At 64.7% G+C, this 13,263-nt stretch carries 9 protein-coding genes, 1 pseudogene and 1 riboswitch; of the genes and pseudogenes, 7 read left to right on the top strand and 3 right to left on the bottom strand.

Annotation, left to right across the window (positions count from 1 at the left end):
• The first annotated feature begins 112 nt into the window (after positions 1 to 112).
• The 4 genes from dnaK (at position 113) to CA260_RS12790 (ending at position 5,615) form a co-directional block, all read left to right on the top strand.
• Positions 113 to 2,038 (top strand): molecular chaperone DnaK, encoded by a 1,926-nt coding sequence (dnaK, locus tag CA260_RS12805; protein WP_111983481.1) that lies wholly within the window; start codon positions 113 to 115, stop codon positions 2,036 to 2,038.
• 131 nt (positions 2,039 to 2,169) lie between these two features.
• Positions 2,170 to 3,297: a molecular chaperone DnaJ gene (gene dnaJ / locus CA260_RS12800; RefSeq protein WP_111983480.1), complete on the top strand. Its 1,128-nt coding sequence runs from the start codon at positions 2,170 to 2,172 to the stop codon at positions 3,295 to 3,297.
• Positions 3,298 to 3,439: 142 nt separating this feature from the next.
• Positions 3,440 to 4,243, top strand: a complete 804-nt coding sequence (dapB, locus tag CA260_RS12795; protein WP_111983479.1) for a 4-hydroxy-tetrahydrodipicolinate reductase — start codon at positions 3,440 to 3,442, stop codon at positions 4,241 to 4,243.
• Positions 4,244 to 4,374: 131 nt separating this feature from the next.
• Positions 4,375 to 4,530, top strand: a riboswitch (yybP-ykoY riboswitch).
• 77 nt (positions 4,531 to 4,607) lie between these two features.
• Positions 4,608 to 5,615: a sodium:calcium antiporter gene (locus CA260_RS12790; protein WP_111983478.1), complete on the top strand. Its 1,008-nt coding sequence runs from the start codon at positions 4,608 to 4,610 to the stop codon at positions 5,613 to 5,615.
• A 90-nt stretch (positions 5,616 to 5,705) separates the two neighbouring features.
• Here the strand turns inward: CA260_RS12790 and CA260_RS12785 are convergent, their stop codons facing one another.
• Positions 5,706 to 6,401, bottom strand: a complete 696-nt coding sequence (locus tag CA260_RS12785) for a 2OG-Fe(II) oxygenase (RefSeq protein ID WP_111983477.1) — start codon at positions 6,399 to 6,401, stop codon at positions 5,706 to 5,708.
• 212 nt (positions 6,402 to 6,613) lie between these two features.
• On the opposite strand from CA260_RS12785, the gene carA reads away from it, so the two are divergent.
• The 3 genes and pseudogenes from carA to greA all read left to right on the top strand — a co-directional run bounded on the left by carA (position 6,614) and on the right by greA (position 11,447).
• A complete protein-coding gene (gene carA / locus CA260_RS12780) occupies positions 6,614 to 7,750 on the top strand; it encodes a glutamine-hydrolyzing carbamoyl-phosphate synthase small subunit (protein WP_111983476.1) in 1,137 nt (378 codons plus the stop codon).
• Positions 7,743 to 10,971: pseudogene (gene carB / locus CA260_RS12775) on the top strand (carbamoyl-phosphate synthase large subunit). The gene carA and the pseudogene carB overlap by 8 nt, the downstream one beginning before the upstream one ends.
• A complete protein-coding gene (gene greA, locus CA260_RS12770) occupies positions 10,968 to 11,447 on the top strand; it encodes a transcription elongation factor GreA (RefSeq protein ID WP_111983475.1) in 480 nt (159 codons plus the stop codon). Before carB ends, greA begins: the two are co-directional and overlap by 4 nt.
• A gap of 337 nt (positions 11,448 to 11,784) precedes the next feature.
• Here greA and ykgO read toward each other — a convergent pair whose 3' ends face one another.
• Positions 11,785 to 11,910 carry a type B 50S ribosomal protein L36 gene (ykgO, locus tag CA260_RS12765; protein WP_010342887.1) on the bottom strand — a complete coding sequence of 42 codons (126 nt, stop codon included), beginning with the start codon at positions 11,908 to 11,910 and terminating at the stop codon, positions 11,785 to 11,787.
• A gap of 136 nt (positions 11,911 to 12,046) precedes the next feature.
• Entirely contained in the window at positions 12,047 to 12,943 is an 897-nt protein-coding gene (locus CA260_RS12760; protein ID WP_111983474.1) for a LysR family transcriptional regulator, read from the bottom strand.
• Between the last annotated feature and the right edge of the window lie 320 nt (positions 12,944 to 13,263).

Below are 13,263 nucleotides of genomic sequence, written 5' to 3'. Positions count from 1 at the left end.
TGGATGGCGTAGGCATCGGAGTGCTTGCCGGCATTGAGTTGCAAAGCCGCGAGCCCCATCTGGAAACCAGTTGCGGCCGAGGGGTCGCTTAAGAATTTAGGGAGTAGACAACATGGGTAAAATCATTGGTATCGACCTGGGCACGACCAACTCGTGCGTTGCCGTGATGGACGGCACCACCGCCAAGGTCATCGAGAACGCCGAAGGCGATCGCACCACGCCGTCGATCGTCGCCTTCACCAAGGACAACGAAGTCCTCGTGGGCGCGCCGGCCAAGCGCCAAAGCGTGACCAACCCCAAGAACACCTTCTACGCGGTGAAGCGCCTCATCGGCCGCAAGTTCACCGACGCGGAAGTGCAGAAAGACCTGCACATCGTGCCCTACGGCATCGTTGCCCATGAAAACGGCGACGCCTGGGTGCAGACGGCCGACGGCAAGAAGATGGCTCCGCAGGAGATCTCGGCCAAGGTCCTCATGAAGATGAAGAAGACCGCCGAGGACTACCTCGGCGAGCCGGTCACGGAAGCCGTGATCACGGTGCCGGCGTACTTCAACGACAGCCAGCGCCAGGCCACCAAGGACGCCGGCCGCATCGCGGGCCTGGAAGTCAAGCGCATCATCAACGAGCCGACCGCGGCCGCGCTCGCCTTCGGTCTGGACAAGAAGGGCGGTGACCGCAAGATCGCCGTGTACGACCTGGGCGGCGGCACCTTCGACGTGTCGATCATCGAGATCGCGGACGTCGACGGCGAGAAGCAGTTCGAAGTGCTGTCGACCAACGGCGACACTTTCCTGGGTGGCGAAGACTTCGACATGCGCGTCATCGACTACCTCGTCGAGGAATTCAAGAAAGACCAGGGCATGGACCTGCGCAAGGACGTGCTCGCGCTGCAGCGCCTGAAGGAAGCGGCCGAAAAGGCGAAGATCGAGCTGTCGTCGAGCCAGCAGACCGAAATCAACCTGCCGTACATCACGGCCGACGCATCGGGTCCGAAGCACCTGAACCTCAAGATCACGCGCGCCAAGCTCGAAGCGCTGGTCGAAGACCTGGTCGAGCGCACCATCGAGCCGTGCCGCACCGCGTTGAATGACGCCGGCCTGCGCGTGTCCGACATCAACGAGGTGATCCTCGTCGGTGGCCAGACCCGCATGCCCAAGGTGCAGGAGTCGGTGAAGGACTTCTTTGGCAAGGAGCCACGCAAGGACGTCAACCCGGACGAAGCCGTCGCCGTCGGCGCGGCGATCCAGGGCCGGGTGCTGTCCGGCGCGGCGAAGGACGTGCTGCTGCTCGACGTGACCCCGCTGTCGCTCGGCATCGAGACGATGGGCGGCGTGATGACCAAGCTGATCGAAAAGAACACCACCGTGCCGACCAAGGCCTCGCAGGTGTTCTCCACCGCCGACGACAACCAGACCGCCGTGACCGTGCACGTGCTGCAGGGTGAGCGCGAGCGCGCCAGCGCCAACAAGTCGCTGGGCAAGTTCGACCTGCAGGGCATCGACGCGGCGCCGCGCGGCATGCCGCAGATCGAAGTGACCTTCGACATCGATGCCAACGGCATCCTGCACGTGTCGGCCAAGGACAAGAAGACCGGCAAGGAGCAGAAGATCGAGATCAAGGCCGGTTCGGGCCTGTCCGAGGAAGAGATCAACCGCATGGTGGCCGACGCCGAGGCCAACAAGGAAGAAGACAAGAAGTTCCACGAGCTCGTCGGCGCCCGCAACAAGGCCGACCAGCTGGTGCACGCCACCCGCAGCGCGCTCAAGGAGCACGGCGGCAAGGTGCCGGCCGACCAGCTGAGCTCGATCGAAGGCGCGCTTTCCGACCTCGAGAAGGTCAAGGACGGCGACGACAAGGCGGCCATCGAGTCCAAGATCGAGAAGCTCGAGCAGGTGGCGCAGGCGCTTTACGCCGCCGCCCAGGGTGGTGCCCAGCCGGATGCCGGCGCCCAGGCGGGCGGGCAGCAGCAGGGTTCGGCAGCCCACGACGACGTGGTCGATGCCGAGTTCACTGAAGTCAAGGACGACAAGAAGTAAAATGGCCCGGTCGGCGCTGCCGATCTGATGCAGCCCGCGCCGGGGTTTGGTCCTCGGCGCGGGCTGTTTGTTGAGAAGAACATGGATCGCTCGATTCATGTGCAAGAGAGCGATCCATGCCGGATGCAACGATGAGCAAGCGTGATTACTACGAAGTCCTGGGTGTCGAGCGCACCGTCACCGAAGTCGAGCTGAAGAAGTCCTTCCGCCGGCTGGCGATGAAGTACCACCCGGACCGTTGCCCGGACGATCCGCATGCGCAGGAAAAGTTCAAGGAGGCCAAGGAGGCCTACGAAGTGCTGTCCGACGCGCAGAAGCGCGCGATGTACGACCAGCACGGCCATGCCGCGTTCGAGCACGGCATGGGCGGTCGCGGTGGCGCCGGTTTCGGCGACATGGGCGACATCTTCGGTGACATCTTCGGCGACATCTTCGGCATGGGCGGCGGCGGGCGTGGTCGCCAGCGCCGCGGTTCCGATCTTCGCTACATCATGGATCTCGATCTCGAAGAGGCCGTGTTCGGCGTCGAGAAGAAGATCGAGATTCCCACGCAGGTGAACTGCCAGCACTGCAATGGCACCGGCTCCGACGACGGCAAGACCGTCACCTGCAAGACCTGCGCAGGCCATGGCCGCGTGCGCATGCAGAACGGCATCTTTTCCATCCAGCAGGCGTGCCCGCATTGCGGCGGCAGTGGCCAGACCATCGAGAAGCCCTGCAAGGAGTGCGACGGCGAAGGCCTGTTGCAGGAAACCCGCACGCTGTCGGTGAACATTCCGGCGGGCGTGGACAACGGCGATCGCATCCGCCTTACCGGCCAGGGCGAAGCCGGCCCCGGCGGCGCCGAGGCGGGCGATCTCTACGTGGAGGTGCGCGTGCGCGAGCACGCCATCTTCCAGCGCGAAGGCAACGACCTGCATTGCGAATTGCCGATTCGTTTCTCTCAGGCGGCGCTGGGTGCCGAGCTGCAGGTGCCGACGCTGGAAGGCGAAGTGCCGATCAGCATTCCGCCGGAAACGCAGACCGGGCAGATGTTCCGCCTGCGCGGGCGCGGCGTGAAGTCGGTGCGCAGCAATCGCACGGGCGACCTGATCTGCCGAATCGTGGTGGAAACGCCGGTGCGCCTCACCAAGCAGCAGCGCGACCTGTTCGAACAGCTCGAAGCCACCTTCGCTGGTGGCGAAGCGGACAAGCACACGCCGCGCGCCAAGACCTGGGTCGATGGCGTGAAGCAGTTCTGGTCGCGCGTCACCTCGTAACTCCTTGCGGCAATGCCCTTGCAGCCGATGGCCTGGATAACTCCGGGCCATCGCGCATGTCCGGGCCATGCGTGTACGTCGCCGGCGGCAGGCGGTAGCATCTCGCCCTTCCTGTCCTGCTGCGCCGGTCGCGGAGTCCTGAATGAGCCATCCCGTTCGTCTAGCCATCAATGGCGCCACCGGCCGCATGGGCCAGGTGCTGGTGCAGCTGGTCAAGGGCGACAAGCGTTTCGTGCTGGTGGCCGCCATGGTCTCGGCGAATTCCGCCCTGCTAGGGCAGCCGGTGTTTCCCGGTGACGATGCGCCGACCTATACCAACAGCTGGCCGGGCGCGGGTGCCCTCGACGTCGTGATCGACTTCAGCGGCCCCGCGGGACTTGCCGCGGCACTGACCTATTGCGAGTCGCACGGCGTGGCGCTGGTCACCGGCACCACCGGGCTCGATCCCACCTTTGGCCAGCGTCTGGCCGTCTCTTCGCAACGCATGGCGTTGCTGCGCTCGGCGAACTTCAGCCTCGGCGTGGCCGTGCTCACGCGTCTGTTGCGCGAGGCCGCGGCGACCTTGCCGAGCTGGGATCTGGACATCATCGAGGCGCATCACAACCGCAAGGAAGACGCACCCTCCGGTACCGCACTAGCCCTGGGTGAGGCCGCAGCGGAGGCGCGTGGCACCTCGCTTTCCGAAAGCGGCGTGTATTCGCGTGAAGGACGCACCGGCCCGCGTGCGCTCGGCACGATCGGCTTCGCGGTCGTGCGCGGCGGCGACGTCGTGGGCGAGCACGAGGCATGGCTGATGGGGAAGGGCGAACGCATCGAGCTTACGCATCGCGCCACCGACCGCTCCATTTTTGCGCGTGGCGCCCTGGAAGCCGCGCACTGGCTCAGCGGCCGCCCACCGGGCGAGTACGACATCGACACCATGCTGACCGAGCGTGCCTCGCGCTGAGCAGCACGCGATGCGAGGATCGATGACATGCCAGGAGCCCCGCCGCTCAGGGATCGAGCCTTGGCGCAGGCGTAACTCTCCGGTCGCCCGCGAAATGTCGCTTGTCCGTGCCGGCTGCGATCGCTAAAATGCAGGGGTTGTCATTGGGGAGTAGCCATCCTCACCCCGCGCAGCCTTCTGGCTGCGTATTCCAGAGGAATCCGCGTCAACAGACTTGAAGCCCCGGCTTCATGGCGTGGATGGTCAACGACACCTTCGGTGTCGGCAGCCCGGCGAGACCTTTGGCCGCGACGCGCTCACCTTTGCCGGGCGAGCTCGCGTCGTCGAGCCAATGGTTTTCCGCTCGCCCGGCCTTGGAAATTGCATGCTCACCGCATTGTTGTTCCTGCTTTCGGCTGGTGCGATCTATCTCGCCTGCGAGTATTTCGTGAACGGCGTGGAGTGGTTCGGCCAGAAACTCAACCTGGGCGCTACCGCCACCGGCACGATCCTCGCGGCGTTCGGCACGGCCTTGCCGGAAAGCGCGGTCACCTTCGTGGCCGTGATCCTGGGCCGTACGCCCGAACAGCGGGATATCGGCGTGGGCGCCGCCTTGGGTGGCCCCTTGGTGCTCGCCACCATCGCCTATGCCGTGGTCGGCGTGGCGTTGTGGATGAATCGTCGGCGCTTGCGGCGCAACGACAACATGGTGCGCGTGGAGCATGGGCGCTTGTCGCGCGACCAGGCATGGTTCCTGGCCATCTTCGTGGTGAAGTGCTCGCTCGGCCTGATCGCGTTTGCGTTCAAGCCATGGCTGGGCGTGCTGTTCCTGGCGGCGTACGGTCTCTACGTCTGGCGCGAGCTGAAGAGCGACGACACCGCACCCGAAGAAGAAGTGCTCGAACCGCTGAAGCTGCAACCGAAGGCGGCAAATCCATCGCTGTGGTGGATATCCGCCCAGACCGTGCTGGCCCTGCTGGTGATCGCCATTGCCTCGCATACCTTCGTCAAGCAGATCGAGGCGATCGGTGTGGCGCTGCAGCTGTCGCCACATCTGGTCGCGCTGGTGCTGAGCCCGGTCGCCACCGAATTGCCGGAAACCATGAATGCGCTGATCTGGGTGCGCCAGGGCAAGGAACGGCTCGCCCTGGCCAACATTTCCGGCGCCATGATGATACAGGCGACCATTCCCAGTTCACTTGCGCTGTTCGCCACGCCTTGGCTGTTCGATGCGCCGCTGATGGTGGCAGGCGTGCTCACCGGCGTGGCCATCGTGTACCTGTGGTGGCTGTTCCGCCGCGGACGCGTCGATGCGCGCTGGCTGGTGCCGGTGGGGCTGCTCTATGGCGTATTCGCCGGCTACATCGCCTGGCATTTTGGCAGCCAGGCCTGAGTGAGCCAGGGCAGTGCGCCGCGAGCGCCGGCGCCTGCCTCGTCATTCGTGTTGGGAGCTGACCGGCACCGGTATGGACCCGGTCGCGCTTCAGTCCTTGTGCGCCGCATTCCGGTCGCGACCCGCGCCAAGCTTGCGGTCGAGCGATCCGAACAGCTTCTTGAAGGCACGGGAGAATTTGCCGCGCTTGGTCTTGCGCAGCTTTTCCTCTTCGCTGGTGAGCCACGCCACCTGGATCACCCGTCGTTCGCCCTCGAACGGCAGGTGGCCGTGGAAGGAGTTCTCGCAGCGCTTGAACACGGCGAACTCGCCGTACAGCGGCTTGAGCTCCGGTGCGACCATGTTGTCGATGTTGTCGATGCTGCCGAGGAAACGCAGGCAGCCGTCGCTGGTGTCCGGCCACAGGTTGTTGAGATAGAGCAGGGCGGTGGCGACCTTGGACTTGCTGTCGGTGTGGATGGTGCCGTGGCGCTTGTTGAGCGAGCGACACAAGGTGATCAGCGTCGGGTAGTCGCCCAGGTTCGGGATGCCCAGGCGTCTGCCGATGGCGCTGGCGAACTCCGGCGAGCTCAGGCGATCGACCAGGGCGTTGACCGACGGGCCGCAATCGCTGGGGTCGTAGGGGAAGAACCCCGCGCTCGCATAGCGCGGAAAATCGCGCTCCAGCTCACCGCGTGCCTCGTCCGGCAGCTGGCCGTGGGCGATCATGAAGGGGAAGGGCTCCAGCCGTACGTCCGTATCCGGTCGGTCGAGTCGGGAAGGATCGAGCAGAGCGGCTGTGTTCATAAGGTCCATCTGGGAGCTGGGCGCGGTTAGTGTAACGCTCGCGAGCTGCGCCGTTAGGCCTTTCGACAGGCAGATTTTCCGCGGTTTCGGGTGGACAGAAAGGGCGCTTCCACCTATCATTAGCACCCGCCCTGAAACGTTCCTCGACCAAGGTCCACAAGCTGCTTCGCAGCGGCTTGCGGACTTTGCTGCACCTAAAAGGCGGTCCTCCCATGCCTATCCCTGCTCTGCTTGCCCTCGAAGACGGCAGCGTGTTCCACGGCTACGCCGTCGGCGCGACTGGTGAAACCGTCGGCGAGGTGGTTTTCAACACCGCCATGACCGGCTACCAGGAGATCCTCACCGATCCCTCGTACGCCAAACAGATCGTCACCCTTACTTATCCGCACATCGGCAACACCGGCGTGAACGTCGAGGACGAAGAGTCCGACACCGTGCATGCCGCCGGCCTGATTGTGCGTGACGTGCCGCGTCGAGCCAGCAACTGGCGCAGCACCGAAAGCCTGCCCGACTACCTCAAGCGCCATAACATCGTGGCCATCGCTGGCATCGACACGCGTCGCCTGACCCGCATCCTGCGCGACAAGGGCGCGCTCAACGGCTGCATCGTGGCCGGCGAGACGGTGGACGAGGCGGCCGCACTGGCCAAGGCACGCGCCTTCCCCGGTCTGAACGGCATGGACCTGGCCAAGGTGGTCAGCGTCGGCGAGTCGTACCAGTGGAACGAGGGCGTCTACGACCTCGACCAGACCCAATTCAATCAGCCGTCCAAACGCTTCAAGGTCGTGGCCTACGACTACGGCGTGAAGTACAACATCCTGCGCCTGCTGGCCGAGCAGGGCTGCGACATCACCGTCGTGCCCGCGCAGACGCCGGCCGCCGACGTGCTGGCGATGAAGCCCGACGGCGTGTTCCTCTCCAACGGCCCTGGCGATCCGGCGGCCTGCGATTACGCCGTGGAAGCCACGCGCCAGTTCCTGGACGCGAAGATCCCGCTGTTCGGTATCTGCCTCGGCCACCAGATCATGGGCCTCGCCGTCGGCGCGAAGACGCTGAAGATGAAGACCGGCCACCACGGCGCGAACCATCCGGTGAAGGACCTGGACGACGGCCGCGTGGTGATCACGTCGCAGAACCACGGCTTTGCGGTCGACCCGGCCTCGCTGCCGGCTAACGCGCGCGTCACGCATACCTCGCTGTTCGACGGCACGCTGCAGGGCTTCGAGCTCACCGACAGCCCGGCGTTCTGCTTCCAGGGTCACCCGGAAGCCTGCCCCGGTCCGCACGACATCGGTTACCTGTTTGATCGTTTCGCCGCCCTGATGGAGGAGGCCCGCAAGAATGGCTAAGCGCACCGACATCAAGAGCATCCTCATCATCGGCGCCGGCCCGATCGTCATCGGCCAGGCCTGCGAGTTCGACTACTCCGGCGCCCAGGCCTGCAAGGCGCTGAAGGAAGAGGGCTACCGCGTCATCCTGGTGAACTCCAACCCCGCCACGATCATGACCGACCCGGAGACGGCCGATGCCGTCTACATCGAGCCGATCAACTGGCAGACGGTGGAGCGCATCATCGCCAAGGAGCGCCCGGACGCCGTGCTGCCCACCATGGGCGGCCAGACCGGCCTCAACTGCGCGCTCGACCTCGCCGACAACGGCGTGCTGGAGAAGTACAACGTCGAGCTGATCGGCGCCTCGCGCGAAGCCATCCGCATGGCCGAAGACCGCGAGCTGTTCCGCGTCGCCATGGCCGAGATCGGCCTGGAATGCCCGAAGGCCGAAGTGGTCCGCACCTTCGAGCAGGCACTCGTCACTCAGGCCAAGGTGGGTTACCCGACCATCATCCGCCCGAGCTTCACGCTCGGCGGTTCCGGTGGCGGCATCGCCTACAACCGCGAAGAGTTCGAGGAGATCGTCAAGCGCGGTCTGGAACTCTCGCCGGTCGGTGAAGTACTGGTCGAGGAATCCGTGCTCGGCTGGAAGGAATACGAGATGGAAGTGGTCCGCGACAAGGCGGACAACTGCATCATCGTCTGCTCGATCGAAAACCTCGACCCGATGGGCGTGCACACCGGCGACTCGATCACCGTCGCGCCGGCGCAGACGCTCACCGACAAGGAATACCAGATGCTGCGCGATGCCTCCATCGCCGTGCTGCGCAAGATCGGCGTCGACACCGGTGGCTCCAACGTGCAGTTCGGCATCAATGCCGAAAACGGCCGCGTGGTGGTCATCGAGATGAATCCGCGCGTGTCGCGCTCCTCGGCACTGGCCTCCAAGGCCACCGGCTTCCCGATCGCCAAGATCGCCGCGAAGCTGGCCGTGGGCTACACGCTGGATGAACTCAAGAACGACATCACCGGCGGCCTCACGCCGGCCTCGTTCGAGCCGACCATCGACTACGTCGTCACCAAGATCCCGCGTTTCGCGTTCGAGAAGTTCCGCGACGGCCGATTCGCGCCTCACCACGCAGATGAAGTCGGTCGGCGAGGTGATGGCCATGGGCCGCACCTTCCACGAATCGCTGCAGAAGGCGCTGCGTGGCCTGGAAATCGGCAAGAACGGCTTGAACCCGACGGGTCTGGACCTGACTTCCGACGAAGGCATCAACGCGCTCAAGCGCGAACTGCGCGAGCCGCGTCCGGACCGCGTGTTCCACCTGGCTGACGCCTTCCGCGCTGGCCTGTCGCTGGAAGACGTGTATGGGCTCAGCCGCGTCGACCCGTGGTTCCTTGCGGCGTTCGAAGACATCGTGCTGACCGAGAAGGAAGTGCAGTCGCAGGGCATTGCCGCCATCGACGCACTGCGCATGCGCGAACTCAAGCGCATGGGCTTCTCCGACGCGCGCCTGGCCGAACTGCTCGACACCAACGAAGCGGCGATGCGCCACCTGCGTCGCACGCTGGGCGTGCGCCCGGTGTACAAGCGGGTGGACTCCTGCGCCGCCGAGTTCGCCACCACCACGGCCTACATGTACTCGACCTACGAGGAAGAGTGCGAGGCCAACCCGACCGACCGCGACAAGATCATCGTGCTCGGCGGCGGACCGAACCGCATCGGCCAGGGCATCGAGTTCGACTACTGCTGCGTGCACGCGGCGCTCGCGATGCGCGAAGACGGCTACGAAACGATCATGGTCAACTGCAACCCGGAAACGGTGTCGACCGACTACGACACGTCCGACCGCCTGTACTTCGAGCCGCTGACGCTCGAAGACGTGCTCGAAATCGTCGACCTCGAAAAGCCCAAGGGCGTGATCGTGCAGTACGGTGGCCAGACGCCGCTCAAGCTGGCGCGCGCGCTCGAAGCCGCGGGTGCCCCGGTAATCGGTACCTCGCCCGACAGCATCGACCTGGCGGAAGACCGCGAGCGCTTCCAGCAGATGATCGAAAAGATTGGCCTCAAGCAGCCGCCGAACCGCACCGCACGTACGCCGGACGAAGCCTTGGCTTCGGCCCGCGAAATTGGCTATCCGCTGGTGGTGCGCCCGAGCTACGTGCTGGGCGGCCGCGCGATGGAAATCGTCCACAGCGACGCCGATCTCGCGCGCTACATGCGCGAGGCCGTGAAGGTGTCGAACGACTCGCCGGTGCTGCTCGACCGCTTCCTCGACCACGCGGTCGAAGTAGACGTGGACATCATCGCCGACGCCGAAGGCAACGTGCTGGTCGGCGGCATCATGGAGCACATCGAGGAAGCAGGCGTGCACTCGGGCGACTCGGCCTGCTCGCTGCCGCCGTACTCGCTGTCGCAGGAGGTGCAGGACGAAATGCGCCGCCAGGTCACCGCGATGGCGAAGGAGCTGAAGGTCGTCGGCCTGATGAACACCCAGTTCGCCATCCAGGGCGACACCGTGTTCATCCTCGAAGTGAACCCGCGTGCCTCGCGTACCGTGCCGTACGTGTCCAAGGCCACCGGCGTGCCGCTGGCCAAGATCGCGGCGCGCGCCATGGCCGGGCGTTCGCTGATCGCGCAGGGCACCACCAAGGAAGTGATCCCCGAGTACTACTCGGTGAAGGAAGCGATCTTCCCGTTCCTGAAGTTCCAGAACGTCGATCCGATCCTCGGACCGGAAATGCGTTCCACCGGCGAGGTGATGGGCGTGGGCCGCAGCTTCGGCGCCGCCTTCGCCCGCGGTCACGATGCCGCCGGCATCAAGACGCCGCCGAAGGGCAAGGTGTTCGTGTCGGTGCGAGATGCCGACAAGGATCGCCTGCTGCCGGTCGCCCGCGAAGTGCTGGAAAAGGGCTTCAGCCTGGTCGCCACCGAGGGCACGGCCAAGTACCTGGCCGAACACGGCGTGACCTGCGAGCGCATCAACAAGGTGATCGAGGGCCGTCCGCACATCGTTGACCTGATCAAGAACGGCGAGATCGTCTATATCGTCAACACGACCGAGGGCAAGCAGGCGATCGCCGACTCGTTCTCGATCCGGCGCGAGGCCCTGCAGCAGCGCGTCACGTACTCCACCACGGTGGCAGGCGCCCGCGCGCTGGTGCATTCGCTGGACTACCACGGCGACGGCTCGGTGCACAGCCTGCAGGAACTGCACAAGGAATTGAAAGCATGAGTCGAGCTCCCATCACCAAGACGGGTTCAGAGCGTCTTCGCGGCGAGCTGGAAAAACTGAAGTCCTCCGATCGGCCGCGCATCATCGCGGCCATCGCGGAAGCGCGTGCGCACGGCGATCTCAAGGAGAACGCCGAGTACCACGCCGCGCGTGAGCAGCAGAGCTTCATCGAAGGCCGCATCGCCGAGCTGGAAGCGGCGCTGTCCACCGCGGAAGTCATCGACGTCAGCCGCCTGGCGGCCGGTACCCGCGTGGTGTTCGGTGCCACCGTCGACCTGGAAGACGAGGAAAGCGGCGAAGCCGTGACCTACCAGATCGTGGGTGACCTCGAAGCCGACATCAAGCAGCGCTTGATTGCGGTTTCCTCGCCGATCGCTCGTGCCCTGATCGGCAAGAGCGAAGGCGACAGCTTCGAGTTCAAGGCACCCAACGGCATCAAGCGCTACGAAATCACCGGCGTTCGCTACGCCGGGTAAGAAACTCGCCGCTGCCGAATGTAGGAGCGCACCCAGTGCGCGACCGCAGAGCCGGGTGGTACCGCTTCCTGAGGTCGTCGCAGAAGAGTGCGCTTCCACGGATCAAGAACAAAGAGGCCGCGTAAGCGGCCTCTTTGTTGGCGACGGACTACGAACGACATGTCGTGCAGGGACATGCGGGTGCACGGTGCGCACGTACCTGATGGCTGATGACACGAAAACGGCGAGGCGCTGGGCGCGCGCACTGGGTGCGCTCCTGCAACATGGCCCCAGAGACGGAGGCAACAAAAAAGGGCCGCTTACGCGGCCCTTTTCGTCGACTCATCGCAGCTAGCAATTAGCGCTGACGAGCCTTGAAACGCGGGTTGCTCTTGCAGATCACGAACACCTTGCCGCGACGACGCACAACCTTGCAGTCACGGTGCCGCGCCTTGGCGGACTTCAAAGAGGAAAGCACCTTCACGGCCAGCTCCTGAAACTAACGATATGAAAAAGACAAGACAGAAATAGTAAACAATTTGATGACTTGACACAAGTCCTTGGGCCGCAGGACAAAACGGGCCGATTCATGAGGGTGGGAACGGTGGCCGCCCGCCTGTTCATTGGGGCTCCATCATCGCGCTCAGGAAGCGGCGGACGACCGGAGAGGGGTCGTCGACCCGGCTTGCCAAGGCCAGCAGCATATAGGCATCGGGGTCTTCCAGTCGCAGGTAGCTGACGCCTGGCAGGCTGACGGACCGCATGGACGCCGGCACCAGGGCGAGGCCCATGCCGGCGGCCACCAGCACCAGCAGGCCATTGATTTGTTGGGCGTGCTGGCGGATCTGGGGGTGGAAGTTGGCCTTGGCGGCGATCTGCGCCAGGCGGTCATACAAGGTCGCCGCCAGTTCACGGGGCTGGACCACGAACGCCTCCATGGCGGCTTCCCGTAGCCAGATGCTCTCTCGGCCGGCCAGGGGATGATTCGAGGGCAGGGCCAGCAGCAAAGGTTCGCGGTCGATCACATCCAGCCGCAGGTGGCGAGCCATGCCCGTGTGTTCGGGCTCGTCGCGCACGAAGCCCACGTCCAGCTCGCCCGCCAGGAGCGCTGCGTATTGCTGTTCGGTGTACATCTCGCTGAGGATCAGGCGCACCTGTGGCGCGAAGCTGCGATAGCGCAGGAGGGTCTGGGGGAGGGCGGGGTGGAACGTCACCGAGACGGTGTAGGCCAGGCGCAGCTTGCCACTGAAGCCGGTGGCGGCGTCCGCCATCTGGGCCCGGGCCTCCTCGGCCTTGTCCAGGATCTGGCGAGCCTGTTCCAGGAACAGCTTGCCGGGTTCAGTCAGGGACACGTTGCGTTTGTTTCGCTCCAGCAAACGAACCCCGAGATCACTCTCAAGTGCTTGTATCTGCTGCGAAAGAGGGGGTTGGGAAATGTACAGTCGCTGGGCTGCCCGGGTGAAGCTCAGTTCCTCTGCAACCGTTACAAAGTAACGAAGCTGACGGAAGTCGAACATGGCGGGGCCTTTAATATGAAATTCGAATAAGTCTGGCTCTAAATATATATTTGTTTCTATAACGGGTCGATCATAAGATTCTCCCCGTCCCGCCACCGTCCCCTCCCCCCAGGTGGCGGCGACCCTCGCCCCGCTACGACGCTATCCCCGCGATATCTGGTCTTCCTCCCCCCTGACCCATATCGACGCGTCGCCCAGCGGGGCGCTTTCTTTTCCAGGCACGACGCCCGGCCCAGCGCCGGGCGTCGTCGTTTCTGCCGACCACGGTTCTTTTCTGTGGGAGCGCACCCCGTGTGCGACGGCCGAACGGAGCCGAGACC

Source organism: Dyella jiangningensis (assembly GCF_003264855.1).
In the GTDB taxonomy this organism is placed as follows: Bacteria; Pseudomonadota; Gammaproteobacteria; order Xanthomonadales; family Rhodanobacteraceae; genus Dyella; species Dyella jiangningensis_C.
The sequence above is the reverse complement of the archived record's forward strand: the minus strand, read 5'-3'. Positions and strand labels throughout refer to the sequence as shown.

Excerpts from the sequence above, each read along its gene's own strand:
- dnaK (WP_111983481.1), top strand. The coding sequence starts at position 113 with ATGGGTAAAATCATTGGTATCGACCTGGGCACGACCAACTCGTGCGTT.
- dnaJ (WP_111983480.1), top strand. The coding sequence starts at position 2,170 with ATGAGCAAGCGTGATTACTACGAAGTCCTGGGTGTCGAGCGCACCGTC.
- dapB (WP_111983479.1), top strand. The coding sequence starts at position 3,440 with ATGAGCCATCCCGTTCGTCTAGCCATCAATGGCGCCACCGGCCGCATG.
- CA260_RS12790 (WP_111983478.1), top strand. The coding sequence starts at position 4,608 with ATGCTCACCGCATTGTTGTTCCTGCTTTCGGCTGGTGCGATCTATCTC.
- CA260_RS12785 (WP_111983477.1), bottom strand. The coding sequence starts at position 6,401 with ATGAACACAGCCGCTCTGCTCGATCCTTCCCGACTCGACCGACCGGAT.
- carA (WP_111983476.1), top strand. The coding sequence starts at position 6,614 with ATGCCTATCCCTGCTCTGCTTGCCCTCGAAGACGGCAGCGTGTTCCAC.
- greA (WP_111983475.1), top strand. The coding sequence starts at position 10,968 with ATGAGTCGAGCTCCCATCACCAAGACGGGTTCAGAGCGTCTTCGCGGC.
- CA260_RS12760 (WP_111983474.1), bottom strand. The coding sequence starts at position 12,943 with ATGTTCGACTTCCGTCAGCTTCGTTACTTTGTAACGGTTGCAGAGGAA.